Here is a 17,149-nt window from a genome sequence, read left to right on the forward strand (position 1 = left end):
CAAATAAAAATCAAATAAGGCTATGAAAAAAAGATCGATGTTTTTACTTGCCGGTATTGCAACCTTGTATTACAACAATGCATACGCTCAGGAAACTCCTAAAGATTCCACGAGATCGGCTTCCATCGAACAGGTGGTTATTACGGGTAACTCTAACCCGAAAAAGAAAATAGAATCGAGTACGGCGATTTCTACTTTTACAGCAAAAGAAATCCAGAAACAAAACCCGATCAGTGCAGCAGCTTTGTTGCAGCGTGTTCCCGGTTTTGCGGTAGAAACTTCCGGTGGTGAAGTAGGAAACAACCTTTTCGCAAGAGGTATTCCTTCTGCGGGAGCGTATGAGTTTGTACAGGTTCAGGAAGATGGTCTTCCCGTGTTTGAAGACGGAGCATTACAGTTTGCCAATGCAGATAATTTCTTCCGTGTAGACAATTCGGTAAGCCGATTAGAAGCTTTGAGAGGAGGTTCAGGTTCTATTTTTGCGAACAATTCTCCGGGAGGTTTAATTAACTTTATTACCAAAGAAGGCGGAAACGATTTCCGAGGAACGGCAAAACTGGAAACCAGTACTTATGGATTAATGCGTACTGATGTAAATGTAGGAGGAGCTTTGGTTCAGGATAAATTATTCTTCAATGTAGGAGGTTTTTACAGAACAGATGACGGAATCAGAAAGACAGGTTTTAAAGCCAATCAGGGCGGACAGATCAGAATGAATCTGAAATATGTCTTCGATAAAGGCTATGCTAAAATCTATTACAAAAAACTGGATGACAGAAATACGTTCTTCCTTCCGATTCCTTTGGTGCAGAACGGAAATGATCTGAAAGAGTTTTCCGGTTTTGATGCCAATTACGGAACGTACAGTTACAGAAACATCAGTCAGTTGAATATTCCACAAGTGGGCGGAGGTTTTTTCAGCAGAAATTTAGAGGACGGAATTCATCCGAAAGTTGATGTTTTAGGAGCGGAATTCAAATATGATTTGGGTAGCAATTTCTCTGTTCTGAACAAGACAAGATATACCAATATCAATATGAATTATACAGGAATTTTCCCTGCAGGCGGGCCTCAAAGCGCGGCTGATTTCGCCAAAGGAGCAGGAATTGCAGGAAATACATTCCAATATTCAATGGTAAGCAACGGAGCGGTGGTAAATCCGGGCTACGTTCAGAAATTAGGATTCTGGGCAATTGATAAGCAGATGAATAATTTCGTCAACGATTTGCAGTTCAGTTATAAGTTTGATAAAGGGAATGTGACGGCAGGTTTCTACAAATCTAACTGGAAATCCCATCAATACTGGAACTGGAGCAATATTTTAACCACAGCCTCAGATAAACCGGAACTTTTGAATTTGGTAGATACTTCATTAACGCCAAACAGTGTAGGTTATTCTAAAACGTACAACGGAGTTACCAATATGTCGTTCCTGTTGAGAGATTCTCAGATTCAGGGAAGTCTGAATGATCTTTATCTGAATTTGGATTACAACATTACCGATGATCTTAGTTTTAACGGAGGAATTCGTTATAGCCGAGATTTCTATAAAGGTTACGGGGTGAACACAACGAGCGGAAATCTTAACAATTCCGGATTGACTACTGACGGAACGCACAGTTTTGCAACAACCACTGCGGACGAAAATATGTCTGTTTTAGGCAATAAATACACGTACTGGAATTTTGATGTGAATAAAGTTTCTTTCACAACGGCGCTGAATTATAAAATCAATAAAGAAAATGCAGTGTATGCCCGTTTCTCCAATGGTTTCAGATCGCCTAATGAGGAAGCGTACTACAACAATATGAATAATTTATCTGTTGTAAAGCCAGTAACAACCAATCAGTTGGAAGTAGGGTATAAGTACTATTCAAGAACGTTTGATGTGGCGGTAATTCCGTTCTATTCTACATTGAAAAATCTTTCATTTACCGATGTGTATTCAGACGGAAGCTCAGAGAACAAATTTGCAAATACCACGAACTTAGGAGTTGAGCTGGAAGGATACGCAAGATTATTCAACAACGTGTTTGAAGTAACTTTCAACGGAACGATTCAAAGTCCGAAATACAAAGATTTCACGGGAAGAAATGCGGATGGATCTACATTCAATTATGACGGAAATACCGTGAGAAGAATGCCGAAATTCTACTTTAATATTTCTCCTGCGGTAAATCTTACCAAAGAATGGAGAGCTTATGTAAGCATGAATTACTACGGAAAACGTTTTCAGGATGAGAAAAATGCGCAGACTCTGCCTTCTTTCTCAGAATTTGGAGCGGGAACTTCTTATCAGTTAGGCAAAATCCGTTTTGCAGTGGACGGAACCAATATCTTTAATACCATCGGAATTACAGAAGGTGATCCAAGAGCCGGATCTCCATCGGGAGACGGAATTATTATGGCAAGACCAATTATGGGTGCTGCCGTAAGAGCTTCTATTACGCTGGATTTCTAAAATTACTTTCTTCATACAATTGATAAAACCGTCTGGATTTTTCTGACGGTTTTTATTTTAATATATCTTAGTCTTTTTCAGGGCTCTTTTCAAATTTTCAAAATCATCATCTTTGTATCTTCTTGAGCCGGATAAATTTATTTCTTTTAAATTTTTTGGAAAAAGATCAGGATTTAAATCTTTAAGTTTTGTCTCGCTCAAACCTAAATATTTTAAGTTTAACATTTGGTTGAGGGTTTTTGGTAATTTATTCAGTTCGCAGTTTTCAATACGTAATGTTTTTAATTGATCTAATTGCGATATTGTCTCAGGAATTGTCTCAATGTCATTTCCTCTAATCATCAAGTATGTTAATGATTTTATCTGAGTGATCCACTCTGGAAAGGTTTTAAACGGAAGATTTAAAAGCCAAATCTTTTTTAGTTTTTTCAAGTCAGCAATTTCTTTCGGAAGTTCAAAATCATCCAAATTATAAATAAAAGGATGTGCCTGAATTTCTAAGGTTCTCAAGTTGATAAATTGCGAAAAAATGGCACCTTTGTCCTTTAGATTGTATTCTATAAACGGCAGACTTAGTTTTTTACAATTCTTTGGATTTTCAAGTGCTTCGCTTAATGATGAAAATTTATTTTTCCTAAAAGAATACATTACAATATTATTACTATCTAAACTTTAAACATTTTGTCCTTTAGCCAATTTTCTCAAATTTTTCAATTTCCCGGTAATCTGATCTGCTCCTTCTTTATTTTTTTCTTTTTTCAGGTTTTCTCTGGCTTTTTTGAAGGAATCAATATAATGATCAAATACTTTTTCTTTAATTAACGGGTCGTCTACAGCTTCGTATAATCCGCTTAAGATCCATTCGAAAATACCATATTGGCTTAAGCTTTTATTTAAGAAATTCGTAAGACCAATCACCATTTGCTCATTCCATGATTTGATATTCATAATAGCCCGGAATACATCGGTTGTTGCGGAATAGATTGTCAAGAACCATTCGCCGAGTTCTTGAAAATAGGCTGCTTCTTTATCCTTGCCCTGCTCTTTATAATATTCTGATATCGAATCGCAGGAGACTTTACTGCTCATATATCCATTACTAGCCCATAAAAATCCCGATACATCGAAAACTCCATTCATGAGTCCGTTAACAAAAACAGTAAGTCCCATTAAATCATACTTTTGGTCGGTTTGAAGTAAGTCTGAATGGTTGGGAAGCTCATTCGCTATTTCATCATATTTATCTTTCAAATCCTGATGGTTTGCCCAAAAAGGAAAAAGATTGACAAATAATGCACGTTCTATGATTTCCTGATTCAGTTCTACACCATTTTTTGCATAATCCGGCAATTCGCTGCATGCTTCTAAATATTCTTTAAATGAATCTCCTGCTAATTTTTTTATCAGTTCTTCTTTGTTCATGTTTAATAATTTTAAATTTTAGGTATTAGTTTATTTACAATTGTTGTTTTGAAAGAATATGGGTAACTTTTTATTTATATCCAAAAATTCTCAGTCCCTCTTCTGTTATTTCATATTCCAACAGTCCCATATTCTTTATGATCTGTTCAATTTTTTCTATCGGCTGAAAAAAAAATTCTGATGTCAGTTTTTCATTTCTGTTCCAACGTTCTGTTTCATGTCTTTCAGGAATCAGAATCCATTCAATTTCTTTAAATCTGAATGGTTCCAGTTCGCTTACGTCTCCAAAACCTTTCTCATTAAAACCTCCAAGATGAAATTTGTATTTTCTGTCGTTAAGCAGAAACTTAATATATGCAGACTGAATGTTAATTTCTGCATCCTGCATTTCTGTCAGTAACCTGAACCATTTTGAGTTGTTCATATAAGAAGCCCTTTTCAGAATTTCTTTCTCCAGTTTGTCCATAGAGACCTTATTTATTTTTTCGGGATAAGCTCATCAATGTATTTTAGCATCGTTTCTTTTACCGTGCTTTCATTAAAATCTATGGTAACGGTTAAATTTCTTTCGTTTTCTGTAAATCTTATTGTATTGTTATCCGGCTCTTCAATCTGTCCGTCAACGATGAAAGTGAAGTTTTTTCCAAAAGCTGTTCGGGAAAGCTCAATATTCCAATCTGGAACATCACTAAAATTTAATTCTCTTACCGGAAAAATACTTTCAAAATTTAAAATAACAGAGTGATCTGTACGTTCTGTGGATAATAATTTGCAGGCACTCCGTTCTCTGCTTTGTACTTCAATAATTCCATCGGTACCAATGTATTTGTTTAATTCCTGTTCCATATTTTTAGTTATTTGTTTTATGAAGTTTATTCAATTTCAATTTTGTGATAAGCCATCCATCGTTTTAAATTTCCAACCATCCTTTTTAGATGATCTTCATTCAGGAAGATATTTGTCCAGAATTCAAATCTGTCGCACTGCACACTGATGTAATACGTCATGACAGCTAAACAGGCGTAAGATAAGAACTTTTTTTCTTCGTTGCTGATTGCTGTTACCGTTTCATAACCCTGTAAAAACTTTCTGCTTTTACCCGATATTCTTCCTCGTTCAGGTTCGTTGCCAAAAGCTGAAACAGGAAGTAGGAAATATCAAAACATAAATAGCCGTTTCCGCAGAAATCAAAATCGAAAAAAGTAACTTCCTTTTCATTATCAATATGCAGATTATCAAACCAGACATCAAGATGTACACTTCCGTATCTCATTTGCTGTCTGTCGAAAGTTTCGAATTTAAGGCTTAAAAATTCAGATAATTTCTCCAGAAAAATAACTTCGGAATTGCCATCGTTAAAGAATTTTTTTATCTTTTCAACAGGGTCTGTAAGCAGATTTTTTGAATCATAAGAAATCCTGTTCAGTTCAAAATGCTCTGCCGACTGATGAACTCTGGCTAAAGCCTGTCCGATCAGAAAACTTGTTTCAGGTGAGAGTTTTGCCGTTTTTATGCCTTTCGCATAAGAAAATAAAACCCCGAACCTTTTTCCTTCCGGTGCTTCAATTTTCTGAATATAGTCGCCGAATTTGTCTGCAATAGGAAAAGCAACCTGCCCGTTTGCGTCTTTTAAATGAAGAAGAAGCTTTAGTTCTTCCTCAATTTCAGATTTTGTCCGCCAATGATGAGTATACATCCTGAAAACAAATTTCTTTTCCTCATCATGAACCATGTACAAATGATTCATGGCAAGCCGAAAGATGTGGCACTCGGTTTTACCGCTCAGTCCGTATTTTTGTTGAATAAGATATCCGAGATACACGGGATCAAGCGTACTGTTTATAGCAGGGAATTTTTCTGTCATTAATTCTTTATTTCTGTTTAATCGTGAGTGAACAGTACTTTATATGAAAGAATCTTGTTTGTAATCAAATGCAAATGAATGTAGTTTAAAACAACCTTGTTTGTAACAAAATGCAAATCAATTTAGATTAAAACAGAACGGTTCGTATCTAAACTCTCTTAGCTCACCCACACTCAAACACTCTTACTTAAAAAACGGATTATACTCCTTCTCAAAACCGATTTTCGTAGGATTTCCATGTCCGGAGAAAACCTGAGTGTCGTTATCCAAAATGAAAAGTTTGGTTTTGATTCCTTCAATTAACTGCTCGTAGTTTCCTTTGTAAAGATCAGTCCTTCCGATACTGCCTTCAAACAGAACATCCCCTGAAATAATGAACTTCTGATTTTCGTTATGATAAACCACACTCCCCGGAGAATGTCCCGGAACATGATAGATTTTAAACTTTTCTCCGTCAAATTCCAGTTCGTCACCCTCATTAATATATTGAATTTCCACATTAATATGATTCAGCTCAAAACCAAACCTCATCCCGCTGATCTGGAACATATCCAACACTTCCTTATCTTCTCTGTGCATCAGAACAGGGACTTTATACGTGTCAAAAGCCCATTGTAAGCCTAAAACATGATCAATATGAGCGTGCGTTAAAAGAATTTTTTCAATTGTCAGTTCATTTTCTGAAATGAAACTTTCGATCGCTTTGGTTTCCTGTCCGTTCATATTTCCGGGATCAAATAACCATGCTTTTTTATTTTCGTTATAAAGGATATAAGTGTTTTCGCTTGCAAAATTGAATACGAAACCTTGAATCTGAAGCATATTCTGAATATTTTTTTATTAAAACAAAGGTAGCTACAAAAGTTTTTGTTTAAAAATAAAACTTGTTTAAACTAATTTCAGAATTAACCGCAAAAGGGACAAAAGATAATTTTAAAGCGAATTTTTAGAATAATCAAAGCGCTCAAAAGAATAAAAATCAAAGATTTTTAAAAACTGTTGTGAGCTTTTTCATTTATAATGATCAGCTTCAAATAAAAAATAGTAGATCTTTTGTGACTTTTGCGGTTAAATAAAAGTTTAAACAGACTTATAGTTTTGATTTAAATTTTAACCGCAAAAGATGCAAAAGATTATTGGATTTATTTAAAGTATTTCAAAAGCCTGCAAAGAGAAAAAATCTTTGATTTTTTAAACTTATGTGTGCTTTTTTTCCTATTTAATTATTAAACTTAAATAACCTGAGTTCGGGATAAGAAATAAATTTAGATATTTGATTTATAGCATTATATTAATTTATCGCAAAGAAAAACAAAAGATTTTTTTTAATTATTAAAAGTTGGTAAGCTAAACAAAGGCACTTCGTTTATTTAAAAAAGACAAAAATGGTATTACTTTGATAAGTTTTACGCCTTCGTATATCTTAAAAGCTGAACTCCTGATAATTGAATCTCTTTGTTTAACCTTGCGTTTAATAAGAATTATCCCGAACTTAGGATAAATAACTAAAATGTAAAATCTTTTGCGGTTAAGATAAAATTCAGGCATTTTTTAATGAATAAAGATATGTTACTTTGTTGTTTAAAAACGATTTTTCGTTATCTTCGTCATAATGAAAACATTGCAGCTACTTTTACTTTCTTTGGGCGGACTGGTTTTTGGACAGAACATCCAGAGCATTCAACTGTTCAATCCACAGACCAATGACGAAACGCCGGTTATTAATTTTAATCAGCAGTTGGTTTTAAGTTTCGATGATCTTACCAACGCAAGTGAAATTTACAGATACACCATAAAGCATTACAACAGAAACTGGGAAGACGATAATCTGTTTTTTACCGAGTTTGCCAACGGAAGTTTAAATGGTTTGCTGGATAAATTTCAGTACTCTTTCAACACCCTGCAATCGTACACCCATTACACACTGAGCTTTCCGAATGAAAAAATGCAGCCAAAAATTTCAGGAAATTTTGAACTAATTGTTTATAAAGATTCTGCCGAGAAGCCTCTTTTTAAAAGAAGATTTTATGTGGTGGAGGATGCGGCAACTTTAGCGGTAGGAGTTTCAAGATTTGCCGACGCAAGAAATCCCGAAGCCAACCAAAGGGTAGAAGTGAAAGCCGTTCCGAAAGGGGGAGATTTAGCCTCGAATGTCAATTCCATGACACTGAATGTAATGCAGAACAATAATCCTAATGTTACAATAAATAATTTAAAACCAAGTGCTACATTGGGGAACCAGCTTCTTTTTCAGCAGTTGTCATTGGTTTTTCCCGGAAATAACGAGTTTTATTATTTTGACAATAAAAATATGAATATGGCGGCCGACATGGTTCGTGCAACCGAGCAGTTGGAAGGAGTCAACCAGACTTATCTTCATCCGGTATGGGCTTTTCCGCTGAATTACCAGTATCAGCCGGACGTAAACGGAGCTTGGTATTACCGAAGAAATGATCTGGGAAGAGAAAGAGATGCGACGAGGGAAGCAGATTATTCATGGGTGCATTTTTATCTCGATTCTGAACCTACTGACAAAGAAATTTTTGTTTTGGGAGGTTTTAATAATTTTAAGCCAAGTAAAGAAAACCAGATGCAGTATGATGAAGCTTCAAAAAAATATGTAGCAAAAATATATCTGAAGCAGGGTTTTTACAACTACATTCTGGCAACAAAAAATCCTGACGGAACGCTGAATTTTGGTGAAGTGAACGGGAATTTCTGGCAGACGGAAAACCTTTATCAGGCATTTTTATATTATGCTCCTTTCGGAAGAAATTATGACGGATTAATGGGATATGGTGAATTCAGAACGCCGGTGAGATAATTTTTTTTAAGGCTTTAATTTATTTACAAAAGATTAGAACTGAAAATCTATAATTAAAAAACCTCACAGATAAATCCGTGAGATTTGCATATAATAATAGTCTGGAAGTTGCATAAATCTATGTTTTGAATACGGCTGTAATCAGAATATTTTTTTCATCTTCAAAAAGATAATGAATGTTTACGGGATAGCCCTGCATTGTTTCAACAAGAGTTTCCTGAAATCTCTTTTTCTCTTTTTCTGAAATTGCGTTTACACATTCTTTTAGTTCTTCTAAAAAATCCATGCCTTTATTTTGTTTTTCGGCATTAAAAACTCTCATAAGGAGTCTTATGTCGTTTTTGGCGATAGAAGAGAGCAGTATATTCATTTTAAGCACAAAACTTTTTCAGCTCAGAAATGTTTTCATAGAAATCCAGTTTGGTTTTGGGGTTTTCCTTATGAAACTGAATTCTGTATAGAATTTCATCCATGCAGAATTGTGGTATTTCTGCTGTTCTTTCTGTCTCAAAATTTTCTATCATTTGTGCAAAAGCTTCCAGCATTTCAGAATTTAAGTTCTCAATTTTACTTTTCAGAATTTCTACAGTTGCATTCATCATTTCTTTATTTAAGAGATTGAACTTTTTATTTGATAGGGTAAAGGTAATGAAAAATTATTTTATTTTAAAAATTTATTTAATTTTTAAGGGGTGTTTTATTTATTTACTATTTTTTTATCATTTTGCATTTTTTTTATAGGGGTATTTGTTTATTTTATCGATTATTTGTTTTTGTAGAATAGTGAAGTTTTTTTTGTATAATTCAAACAACTTTGAATTATAATGCACTACATAGTGAAAAATTTTAATTCAAGAATGCATGATTTATATTAAATATTTTAACATAAAATCTGTTTTGAGATAAAATTTTACATTGATAATGTTAATTGTTATAAAATCGTAATTGTGATTTTTTCTGTGATATATATTTTCTATTGAATAATTAATATTTATTTCGTTAATTTGGTGTAGAGTTTATGTTAATTAAATTTAAAACCATTAAATATTTATTATGAAAATGAAATTTATCCTAGTGTCAAGTGTTGCTGTATGCTCTTTTGTTTTCGGGCAAAATGTTCCTTCAAAATTAATTCCGGCGAAAGACGGATTGCATGCAGATTTTATGAGATTCGAAAAAGACAGACCTGCTTTTCAGGGCAGTCCCGTTTTGTTCGATGAAGCTTCGCAGAGACTTTCTCAGGCTCAAGGTCGTAAGTTGGGATTTGAAAAAGATCAGTTGGGATTTGAAACACACAGATTCCAGCAGACCATTGATGGTATTCCTGTAGAATACGGAATGATGGCTGTACAGACAAAAGACGGCAAGATTGTAGGAGAGTCCGGAAAATGGATCGTTAAAACTCCGAAAAATTTAGAGAAAAGCGCAAAAATTTCAGAAAACATCGCTTTACAGAATGCAATGGCATTTGTAGGGGCTGAATCTTACAAATGGCAGAATAAAGAAGAAGAAGAATTCATTAAAAAAGAATCTAATGATGCCAATGCTTCTTTTGCTCCTAAAGGTGAAGTAGTTTATTACTCTGATCCGTCAGATGAAAAAATGAACGACTTAAAATTAGCCTATAAATTTGATATCTATGCAGAGAAACCTTTAAGCAGACAATATGTTTTTGTGGATGCAAAAGACGGAAAAGTATTGGGTGTTGATGCAATCATTCATGAAGTAAACGCTCCGGGAACGGCAGTTACAGGATACAGCGGTACGAGAAGCATCGTATCAGATTCTTACAACGGAAGCTACCGATTAAGAGAAACCGGAAGAAACGGCGGAACGGCAGTGCAGACCTTTAACCTGAAAAAAGGAACCAGCTACGCTTCAGCAGTAGATTTTACAGATGCGGATAACACATGGAATAATGTTAATACAAACAAAGACGAGTATGCAACCGATGCACATTGGGGTGCCGAAATGACTTTGGATTATCTGTACACAAAATTCGGAAGAAAGAGTATTGATAACAACCATTTTGCGATAAAATCTTACGTGCATTATTCTACTAACTATTTTAATGCGTTCTGGGACGGAACGAGAATGACGTATGGTGATGGAAGTTCATCTACCAATGGAGGAAAACCTCTTACAGCGTTAGACGTTTGCGGACATGAGATTGCTCACGGAATGACTTCCAAAACAGCAAACCTTGCTTACCAGAGAGAATCCGGAGCATTGAATGAAGGTTTCTCCGATATCTTTGGAAATTCAATAGAACGTTGGGCAAGACCTACACAGAATAGTTGGAAATTAGGAGAAGATTTCAGCTACGTGATCAGAGATATGGCAAACCCGAATGCTTACGGACAGCCGGATACCTATCTTGGAACATACTGGAAAGCAACCACGACAACAGGTTGTGTAACTCCTTCCCAAACCAATGACTATTGTGGAGTTCATACCAATTCAGGAGTTCTTAATTTCTGGTACTATTTATTAGTAACCGGAGGAAGCGGAACCAATGACAAAGGATTTGCTTACAACGTTACAGGAATCGGTCTGGATAAAGCAGCAGCAATTGCTTACAGAACACTGACTACTTATTTGTCTTCTTCATCTACTTTCCTGAATGCAAGAACATATTCTCTTCAGGCAGCAGCAGATTTATATGGTGCAGGAAGTGCTGAAGTTACTCAGGTTACCAACGCATGGAATGCCGTAGGTGTAGGAGGCGGAACTTCTGCAGCAGGAAAAACAGCAGTTTCAGATGCATTGTTATACACCATCAGTCCAAATCCGGCAACAGATAAATTTACCGTTTCATTCGATGGTAAAGAAGGAAGTGGAGTAGTAGAAGTAATGAGCTTGACAGGAAAAAGAGAAATTTCCGAGAAAGTGAAATTAACAGACGGAGCAAACAGAGTGGAAATTCAGCTTCCGGGTAATATGCTTCCGGGAATTTATGTAGTAACCGTAAACGGACAAAAAGCAGGGAACTTAATTAAAAAATAATAGTATACCATAATATTTTTAAAAGCAAGACCACAGAAATTTTTCTGTGGTCTTCTTTATTGTTCTTGAGATTTAAAAGGGACTATACCAGATAAAACTCATGAAGTTTTTCCTCGCAAAGTGTTTTTACCACTTCAATCCATCGGTCTTCATCATTAAGACAGGGAATATAATGGAAGTTTTCGCCGCCGCCATGTAAAAACTGCTCTTTTCCTTCTACGGAAATTTCTTCCAGTGTTTCTAGGCAGTCTGAAACGAAAGCCGGACAGACAATGGCTAGGTTTTTCACTCCTTTCTTAGGAATGGTTTCCAGTGTTTCATCGGTGTAAGGTTCAATCCATTTGTCTTTTCCTAATCTTGACTGGAAAGAAACAATGGTTTTTTCCTTCGGAAGATTCAGTTTTTCAATTACCAGATTGGTTGTTTTAAAACATTGGTGACGGTAGCAAAACGTATGACTCGGATTGCTTTCTCTGGAACAGCAGTCGTTCAGATTACACGTTTTCGTAGGATCGGTTTTATAAATATGTCTTTCCGGAACACCGTGATAAGAAAACTGCAAAGCGTCGAAATTTTCAGGAAGTTTTTCTCTGATGCTTTCTGCTAAACAGTTGATGTAAATATCACGATCGTAAAAAGGCTGAATATAATTGATCTTTACCTTCGGAAACTTCTGTTTTCTTACTTCTTCTGCTTTTTCTACCACCGTTTCTGTCGTGCTCATCGCATACTGAGGATACAGCGGGAAAAGTACAATTTCGGAAACTCCCTGATCTACCAGTTTCTGAATTCCGGCTTCAATACTCGGCTGTGCATATCTCATCCCGATTTCCACAGGAACATCAACCACTTTCTGAAGCTTCTTCTGAATTTTTTCTGTGATCACGATAAGCGGCGAACCTTTGTCCGTCCATACCGTTTTATATGCTTCCGCAGATTTTTTCGGTCTTGTGTTCAGGATAATTCCCTGTACCAGAAGCGCACGGAAGAACCAGCGGTAATCGATCACTTTTTCATCCATCAGGAATTCATCCAGATATTCTCTTACATCATTTACTGCCGTAGATTTCGGCGAACCAAGATTTACTAATAAAATTCCTTTCATAAAATATAAATAATGAGCAATGGGTAACGAATAATTAAAATATTACTGATTGCTTATGTTTTTTATCCGTTTACAGCTTCTACTTTTTCTACTAAATCCGGAACAAACTGCTTTAAAATATTTTCAATTCCGCCTTTTAGCGTAGCTGTTGAGCTTGGACATCCGGAACAGGCACCCTGTAAAAGCATTTTTGCGGTTTTATTTTCTTTATCATATTCCATTAAAGAAATTTTTCCGCCGTCGTTTTCTACTGCAGGAGCCACATATTCATTTAAAATGTCTGAAATTTTCTGTTCGTCGTCTGTATATTCTCTGTTGATGATTTTTTCAACCGGATTTTCATGCTTCTGGGCTTCAATATTTGAAATTTCGCCTCCGTTTTGCAGGTATTCTGCAATTAATGCACGAACCGTCATCATTACCTGATGCCATTCTACAGAATTATCTCTCGTAACTGCCACAAAATTATCTGAGATAAAAACTTCCTTTGCAAAATCAAATTCATTGAAAATTGCCTGAGCTAAAGGAACACCTTCCGCCGCGTCTCTTGATTTTACCTCTACAAAACCTTCAAGCAGCAACTTGTTCGAAACAAATTTCATTACATTCGGGTTCGGAGTCATTTCCGCATAGATCTGGTACATTTCTTTCTTCTTCTGAAGATAAATTCTCGGGTTTGCAAGCAATTCATCCTCAATTACATTTTTAAGGCTTTCTGCCACGTGTTCCCATTCTACCGTATCCTGTTTGGCAACTGCCACAAAATTTGCTGTGATGAAAATTCTTTCCACAAACGGATAATTGAAAAGCTCCTGAGCAATAGGAATTTCTGAAATATCTGAATCTCTGTCCAACTCCAAAGATCCCGGAATGAGGTTGTAATCTGCTACAAATTTCATCACTTTCGGGTTTTCGGTTGGCTCTATAAGTATCGTACGCATTTTTTCTTTAAATTTGAGATACAAAAATACGCAATTAGAAATAAGAAGCCGGAAGTTGGGAGTTAGATTTTTGCTATCACTGTAATTTACAATCTATGATTTCAATCGATCATTTTCAACTTGGCGCATTATAAAATTTTCAAAATAAAAAATATGGCACTTATAAAAGAACTTTTAGGGAAATCCCCACAAATAGGAGAAAATACATTTTTAGCAGAAACAGCAACCATTATCGGAGATGTTACGATGGGAAAAGACTGCAGTATTTGGTATAATGCGGTGATTAGAGGAGATGTTCACTACATCAAAATGGGGAATAAAGTAAATGTTCAGGACAATGCAATGTTACACTGTACGTACCAGAAACATCCTTTGAATATCGGAAACAATGTATCCATCGGTCATAATGCGATTGTTCACGGATGTACCATTAAAGACAATGTGCTTATCGGAATGGGAGCAATTGTAATGGACGACTGTCTTGTGGAAGAAAACTCGATCATTGGAGCAGGATCTGTGGTAACGCAGGGAACCCATGTAAAATCGGGAGAAGTTTGGGGCGGTGTTCCGGCAAGAAAAATTAAAGACATCAATTCGCAGCTTCTCGAAGGAGAAGTGAACAGAATTGCAGATAATTATGTGAAATATTCTTCATGGTATAAAGAAAACGTGAAAAACGTTGAAGGATAAACTTTAATTTGATGGTGAATGGTGAATTTTGCTTCGCAAGTAAATTTTCCACAGTAAATTTAAATTCATAAAAATAAAAAGCATTGCTGAAATTTTCAGTAATGCTTTTTTATCCTTAGTGAAATTCCTGATAGAATTTTAGAGTATTTTTTATTAGTAAATCAGTTCGGCTTTGCCTTTTATACATTTAATTGCCGTTGGAGGATTTACCATCATGCAGTCCGACATAATTCCGTATTTCTGGTTAAATACTTTTACTTTTTCAGTATAATCATCAATTCTGCTTAGAATACTTTTCTCTATTTTTTTAGGATAGGCAATGTACAGTTGAGGTCCGCCGCAGGATTTTGCGCCCATCGGAGCGAAAGCCCATTCAGTTGCATCCGTACATTTTTCTTTCGTAACTTCAGATTCAATGGAAACCCGAATTCTGTCGAGCTGTGCCTGATCGTATTTCTGGCTGCTTTCATCGGCAGGTCTTTCTGCGATATCCTGAGGAAGATTGGCATTTGCTTCTTTTGCGGTTCCGCAGGAAACAAATAGCACCGAAAAGCTTAATAATACAGCAGAAATATAAGAAAGAGGTTTTAGCATAATTACTTTTTTCTGTTTCAAAATTTTCAAAACTTATGCCAAGATAAGGATTTTAAGTTTCATTTCCGTAATTTTGACAACGATGAACAATCATTTTTTTGACTTAATAGAACATACCAACCGAAGCGTATTTTTAACGGGAAAAGCAGGAACAGGAAAGACGACTTTCCTCAACGATTTTGTAAAGCGTACCAGAAAAAAACACATCGTTGTTGCTCCTACAGGAATTGCAGCCATTAATGCAGGTGGCGTAACCATTCATTCTATGTTTGGACTGCCGCTGAGAACGTTTTTACCAACTACGGAAAGAATTGATACGAGTCTGGCAAATAATATTGCCGACCTGATGCCTCATTTCAAATACAGAAAAGATAAGCTTAAACTTCTGCGGGAAGTAGAGGTGATTATTATTGATGAGGTTTCCATGCTTCGATCTGATGTTCTGGATATGATGGATTTTTCTCTGAGATTTATCCGTAGAAATAATCAGCGTTTTGGAGGGGTTCAGATGCTGTTCATCGGGGATTTGTATCAGCTTCCTCCGGTTGTGAGGGATGAGCATATTCTTAAAATGTACTACAATTCGCCTTTCTTTTTTGATAGCCATGCGATTAAGGAAATTCCGTTGATTACGATAGAGTTAACCAAAGTTTACCGTCAGTCGGATGAAGATTTTCTTGCTATTCTTAATGCGATCCGTGACGGAGATACTGCGAATATAGATTTTGAAAGACTAAATGAAAGATATGATCCGGATTTTAATTCTGGAGACGAACCTTATGTTTACCTGTGTTCGCACAATAAAATGGCGGACGATATCAATCAGGAAAAACTCGACGAAATAAAAGTAACGTCCAAAACCTACGAAGCGAAACTTTTTGGTGAATTTAAAGAAAACCAGTTCCCGAACGAACAGTTTTTAGACCTGAAAATCGGAGCTCAGATCATGTTTATCCGAAATGATATTTCAGGAGAAAAAAGATATTTCAACGGAAAGCTGGGCGAAATTTCTGCGTTGGACGAAAACGAAATTAAAGTAATTCTGGATGGAAGCGAAAGAGAGATTACCGTAAAGCGTGAAGTCTGGGAACAGAAAAAATATTTTCTGGATACGGATAAGAATATTAAGGAAGAAGTTTTGGGAAGCTTTGAACAGTTCCCGATAAAACTTGCCTGGGCGGTTACCATTCATAAAAGTCAGGGTTTAACGTTTGACCGTGTGATTATTGATGCCGGAAAAAGTTTTACCGCAGGACAGGTGTATGTTGCCTTATCGCGTTGCCGTACTTTGGAAGGGATTGTTTTGAAATCTAGGATTACGCCTGAAGTTATTTTCAAAGACAACAGAATCCTTCATTTTCATTCCGATACAGTTGCCAATGATCAGGTAGAAGGGATTTTAAATAACGAAAAATACGATTACAGTATCAGGAAAGTACTTCGTGCTGTAGATTCTCAATGGCTTTTAAAAGAAATTGAAGACTGGAATAATCTTTCAATCGTAACGAAAAGTCTGGATCATCTTAAAACAAAGCAATTATATAACCAGTTAAAACCTGAAATTGTCAATCTCGGCAAGATTTTCGAAAAACTGGAAAGGGTTATTTCCCAAAAGGTGAATAATTTCATTGAACAAAAAGAAGAATGGTCTGAAATTGAAAGCAAAACCAAAGGTGCGGTGAACTTCTTTTTTACCGCAATCAGAGATAAGGTTTTCAGTCCGCTGAAAGATTTTTATGCCGAAATTAAAGGAACAAAAGGTCTGAAACAGTATAATGAAGATTTCCGGGTTTGGCTGGAAGATATTGAAGAATATTTAAACAGTTTAAAGGAAATTCACTTGCTGGAAACCAAGCTTCTGGATGAGATCAACAACAAGGAAGTGACTATGAAAGTCGCAAAAGTTCCTTCTCAGGTTCTTACGTTCCAGTTGTTTGAGCAGGGAAAAACCATCGGGGAAATCGCTCTGGAAAGAGGTTTGGTGAAAGAAACCGTGATTGGTCATCTGGCGAAATTTGCCGAACAGGGATTGCTTGATATTTCAAGAGTGGTTACTTCAGATAAAATAAAAGCCTTTGAAGATATTTTCTACAAAGATCCCAAAGAAACTTTAACGGAGTGGAAAAATGTTCTCCCAAGTGATTTTGAATTTAATGAAATCAGGATTCTGATCAATCATTTTAATTACCTGAAGGAGAAGAATCAATAAATATTGCTGATCTGTCAGCCACAAACCTCACAG

Annotated in this window: 16 protein-coding genes; 5 read left to right on the plus strand and 11 right to left on the minus strand. The window is 35.8% G+C overall.

Annotated features, from left to right (window positions below; translation table 11 throughout):
• Positions 1-22: 22 nt before the first annotated feature.
• Entirely contained in the window at positions 23-2,461 is a 2,439-nt protein-coding gene (locus QWT87_RS10355; RefSeq protein ID WP_256038054.1) for a TonB-dependent receptor, read from the plus strand.
• Between the two features lie 57 nt (positions 2,462-2,518).
• Here QWT87_RS10355 and QWT87_RS10360 read toward each other — a convergent pair whose 3' ends face one another.
• The 6 genes from QWT87_RS10360 to QWT87_RS10385 all read right to left on the minus strand — a co-directional run bounded on the left by QWT87_RS10360 (position 2,519) and on the right by QWT87_RS10385 (position 6,569).
• Complete coding sequence (locus QWT87_RS10360) at positions 2,519-3,109, minus strand: leucine-rich repeat domain-containing protein (protein ID WP_302715970.1); 591 nt, start codon at positions 3,107-3,109, stop codon at positions 2,519-2,521.
• Between the two features lie 24 nt (positions 3,110-3,133).
• Positions 3,134-3,883, minus strand: a complete 750-nt coding sequence (locus QWT87_RS10365) for a hypothetical protein (protein WP_302715971.1) — start codon at positions 3,881-3,883, stop codon at positions 3,134-3,136.
• Between the two features lie 70 nt (positions 3,884-3,953).
• Positions 3,954-4,349 (minus strand): DUF6678 family protein, encoded by a 396-nt coding sequence (locus tag QWT87_RS10370; RefSeq protein WP_302715972.1) that lies wholly within the window; start codon positions 4,347-4,349, stop codon positions 3,954-3,956.
• Positions 4,350-4,360: 11 nt separating this feature from the next.
• The gene (locus tag QWT87_RS10375; RefSeq protein ID WP_302715973.1) at positions 4,361-4,729 is read right to left on the minus strand and encodes a hypothetical protein; all 369 of its coding nucleotides are present in this window, start codon (positions 4,727-4,729) and stop codon (positions 4,361-4,363) included.
• Between the two features lie 214 nt (positions 4,730-4,943).
• Positions 4,944-5,747, minus strand: coding sequence for a phosphotransferase (locus QWT87_RS10380; protein ID WP_302715974.1), 804 nt, complete (start codon positions 5,745-5,747; stop codon positions 4,944-4,946).
• Positions 5,748-5,930: 183 nt separating this feature from the next.
• Entirely contained in the window at positions 5,931-6,569 is a 639-nt protein-coding gene (locus tag QWT87_RS10385) for an MBL fold metallo-hydrolase (protein WP_302715975.1), read from the minus strand.
• A 790-nt stretch (positions 6,570-7,359) separates the two neighbouring features.
• On the opposite strand from QWT87_RS10385, the gene QWT87_RS10390 reads away from it, so the two are divergent.
• Positions 7,360-8,571, plus strand: coding sequence for a type IX secretion system plug protein (locus QWT87_RS10390; protein WP_302715976.1), 1,212 nt, complete (start codon positions 7,360-7,362; stop codon positions 8,569-8,571).
• 118 nt (positions 8,572-8,689) lie between these two features.
• Here the strand turns inward: QWT87_RS10390 and QWT87_RS10395 are convergent, their stop codons facing one another.
• Both QWT87_RS10395 and QWT87_RS10400 read right to left on the minus strand, forming a co-directional pair.
• Positions 8,690-8,941, minus strand: coding sequence for a hypothetical protein (locus QWT87_RS10395; RefSeq protein ID WP_268055044.1), 252 nt, complete (start codon positions 8,939-8,941; stop codon positions 8,690-8,692).
• A gap of 1 nt (position 8,942) precedes the next feature.
• Positions 8,943-9,173: a hypothetical protein gene (locus QWT87_RS10400; RefSeq protein WP_185208386.1), complete on the minus strand. Its 231-nt coding sequence runs from the start codon at positions 9,171-9,173 to the stop codon at positions 8,943-8,945.
• Between the two features lie 457 nt (positions 9,174-9,630).
• On the opposite strand from QWT87_RS10400, the gene QWT87_RS10405 reads away from it, so the two are divergent.
• Positions 9,631-11,577: a M4 family metallopeptidase gene (locus QWT87_RS10405; protein ID WP_302715977.1), complete on the plus strand. Its 1,947-nt coding sequence runs from the start codon at positions 9,631-9,633 to the stop codon at positions 11,575-11,577.
• A gap of 82 nt (positions 11,578-11,659) precedes the next feature.
• Here the strand turns inward: QWT87_RS10405 and hemH are convergent, their stop codons facing one another.
• Complete coding sequence (gene hemH / locus QWT87_RS10410) at positions 11,660-12,682, minus strand: ferrochelatase (RefSeq protein ID WP_302715978.1); 1,023 nt, start codon at positions 12,680-12,682, stop codon at positions 11,660-11,662.
• 62 nt (positions 12,683-12,744) lie between these two features.
• On the minus strand, positions 12,745-13,623 hold the full coding sequence (locus QWT87_RS10415; RefSeq protein ID WP_087712341.1) for a NifU family protein: 879 nt from the start codon (positions 13,621-13,623) through the stop codon (positions 12,745-12,747).
• 153 nt (positions 13,624-13,776) lie between these two features.
• Here QWT87_RS10415 and QWT87_RS10420 point away from each other — a divergent pair, with 153 nt between their 5' ends.
• A complete protein-coding gene (locus tag QWT87_RS10420; RefSeq protein WP_256038045.1) occupies positions 13,777-14,313 on the plus strand; it encodes a gamma carbonic anhydrase family protein in 537 nt (178 codons plus the stop codon).
• A gap of 153 nt (positions 14,314-14,466) precedes the next feature.
• Here QWT87_RS10420 and QWT87_RS10425 read toward each other — a convergent pair whose 3' ends face one another.
• On the minus strand, positions 14,467-14,907 hold the full coding sequence (locus QWT87_RS10425) for a hypothetical protein (protein ID WP_302715979.1): 441 nt from the start codon (positions 14,905-14,907) through the stop codon (positions 14,467-14,469).
• Between the two features lie 82 nt (positions 14,908-14,989).
• On the opposite strand from QWT87_RS10425, the gene QWT87_RS10430 reads away from it, so the two are divergent.
• Positions 14,990-17,116, plus strand: a complete 2,127-nt coding sequence (locus QWT87_RS10430; protein ID WP_302715980.1) for a helix-turn-helix domain-containing protein — start codon at positions 14,990-14,992, stop codon at positions 17,114-17,116.
• Positions 17,117-17,149: the final 33 nt, after the last annotated feature.

Origin of the sequence: Chryseobacterium urinae (assembly GCF_030518295.1) — a bacterium.
Lineage (GTDB): Bacteria > Bacteroidota > Bacteroidia > Flavobacteriales > Weeksellaceae > Chryseobacterium > Chryseobacterium mucoviscidosis.

What these genes read in the sequence shown, in the direction of transcription:
- QWT87_RS10380 (WP_302715974.1), bottom strand. Translation starts at nt 5,747, where the DNA reads ATGACAGAAAAATTCCCTGCTATAAACAGTACGCTTGATCCCGTGTAT.
- QWT87_RS10430 (WP_302715980.1), top strand. Translation starts at nt 14,990, where the DNA reads ATGAACAATCATTTTTTTGACTTAATAGAACATACCAACCGAAGCGTA.
- QWT87_RS10405 (WP_302715977.1), top strand. Translation starts at nt 9,631, where the DNA reads ATGAAATTTATCCTAGTGTCAAGTGTTGCTGTATGCTCTTTTGTTTTC.
- QWT87_RS10370 (WP_302715972.1), bottom strand. Translation starts at nt 4,349, where the DNA reads ATGGACAAACTGGAGAAAGAAATTCTGAAAAGGGCTTCTTATATGAAC.
- QWT87_RS10425 (WP_302715979.1), bottom strand. Translation starts at nt 14,907, where the DNA reads ATGCTAAAACCTCTTTCTTATATTTCTGCTGTATTATTAAGCTTTTCG.
- QWT87_RS10390 (WP_302715976.1), top strand. Translation starts at nt 7,360, where the DNA reads ATGAAAACATTGCAGCTACTTTTACTTTCTTTGGGCGGACTGGTTTTT.
- QWT87_RS10375 (WP_302715973.1), bottom strand. Translation starts at nt 4,729, where the DNA reads ATGGAACAGGAATTAAACAAATACATTGGTACCGATGGAATTATTGAA.
- hemH (WP_302715978.1), bottom strand. Translation starts at nt 12,682, where the DNA reads ATGAAAGGAATTTTATTAGTAAATCTTGGTTCGCCGAAATCTACGGCA.
- QWT87_RS10400 (WP_185208386.1), bottom strand. Translation starts at nt 9,173, where the DNA reads ATGATGAATGCAACTGTAGAAATTCTGAAAAGTAAAATTGAGAACTTA.
- QWT87_RS10355 (WP_256038054.1), top strand. Translation starts at nt 23, where the DNA reads ATGAAAAAAAGATCGATGTTTTTACTTGCCGGTATTGCAACCTTGTAT.
- QWT87_RS10395 (WP_268055044.1), bottom strand. Translation starts at nt 8,941, where the DNA reads ATGAATATACTGCTCTCTTCTATCGCCAAAAACGACATAAGACTCCTT.
- QWT87_RS10415 (WP_087712341.1), bottom strand. Translation starts at nt 13,623, where the DNA reads ATGCGTACGATACTTATAGAGCCAACCGAAAACCCGAAAGTGATGAAA.
- QWT87_RS10385 (WP_302715975.1), bottom strand. Translation starts at nt 6,569, where the DNA reads ATGCTTCAGATTCAAGGTTTCGTATTCAATTTTGCAAGCGAAAACACT.
- QWT87_RS10360 (WP_302715970.1), bottom strand. Translation starts at nt 3,109, where the DNA reads ATGTATTCTTTTAGGAAAAATAAATTTTCATCATTAAGCGAAGCACTT.
- QWT87_RS10365 (WP_302715971.1), bottom strand. Translation starts at nt 3,883, where the DNA reads ATGAACAAAGAAGAACTGATAAAAAAATTAGCAGGAGATTCATTTAAA.
- QWT87_RS10420 (WP_256038045.1), top strand. Translation starts at nt 13,777, where the DNA reads ATGGCACTTATAAAAGAACTTTTAGGGAAATCCCCACAAATAGGAGAA.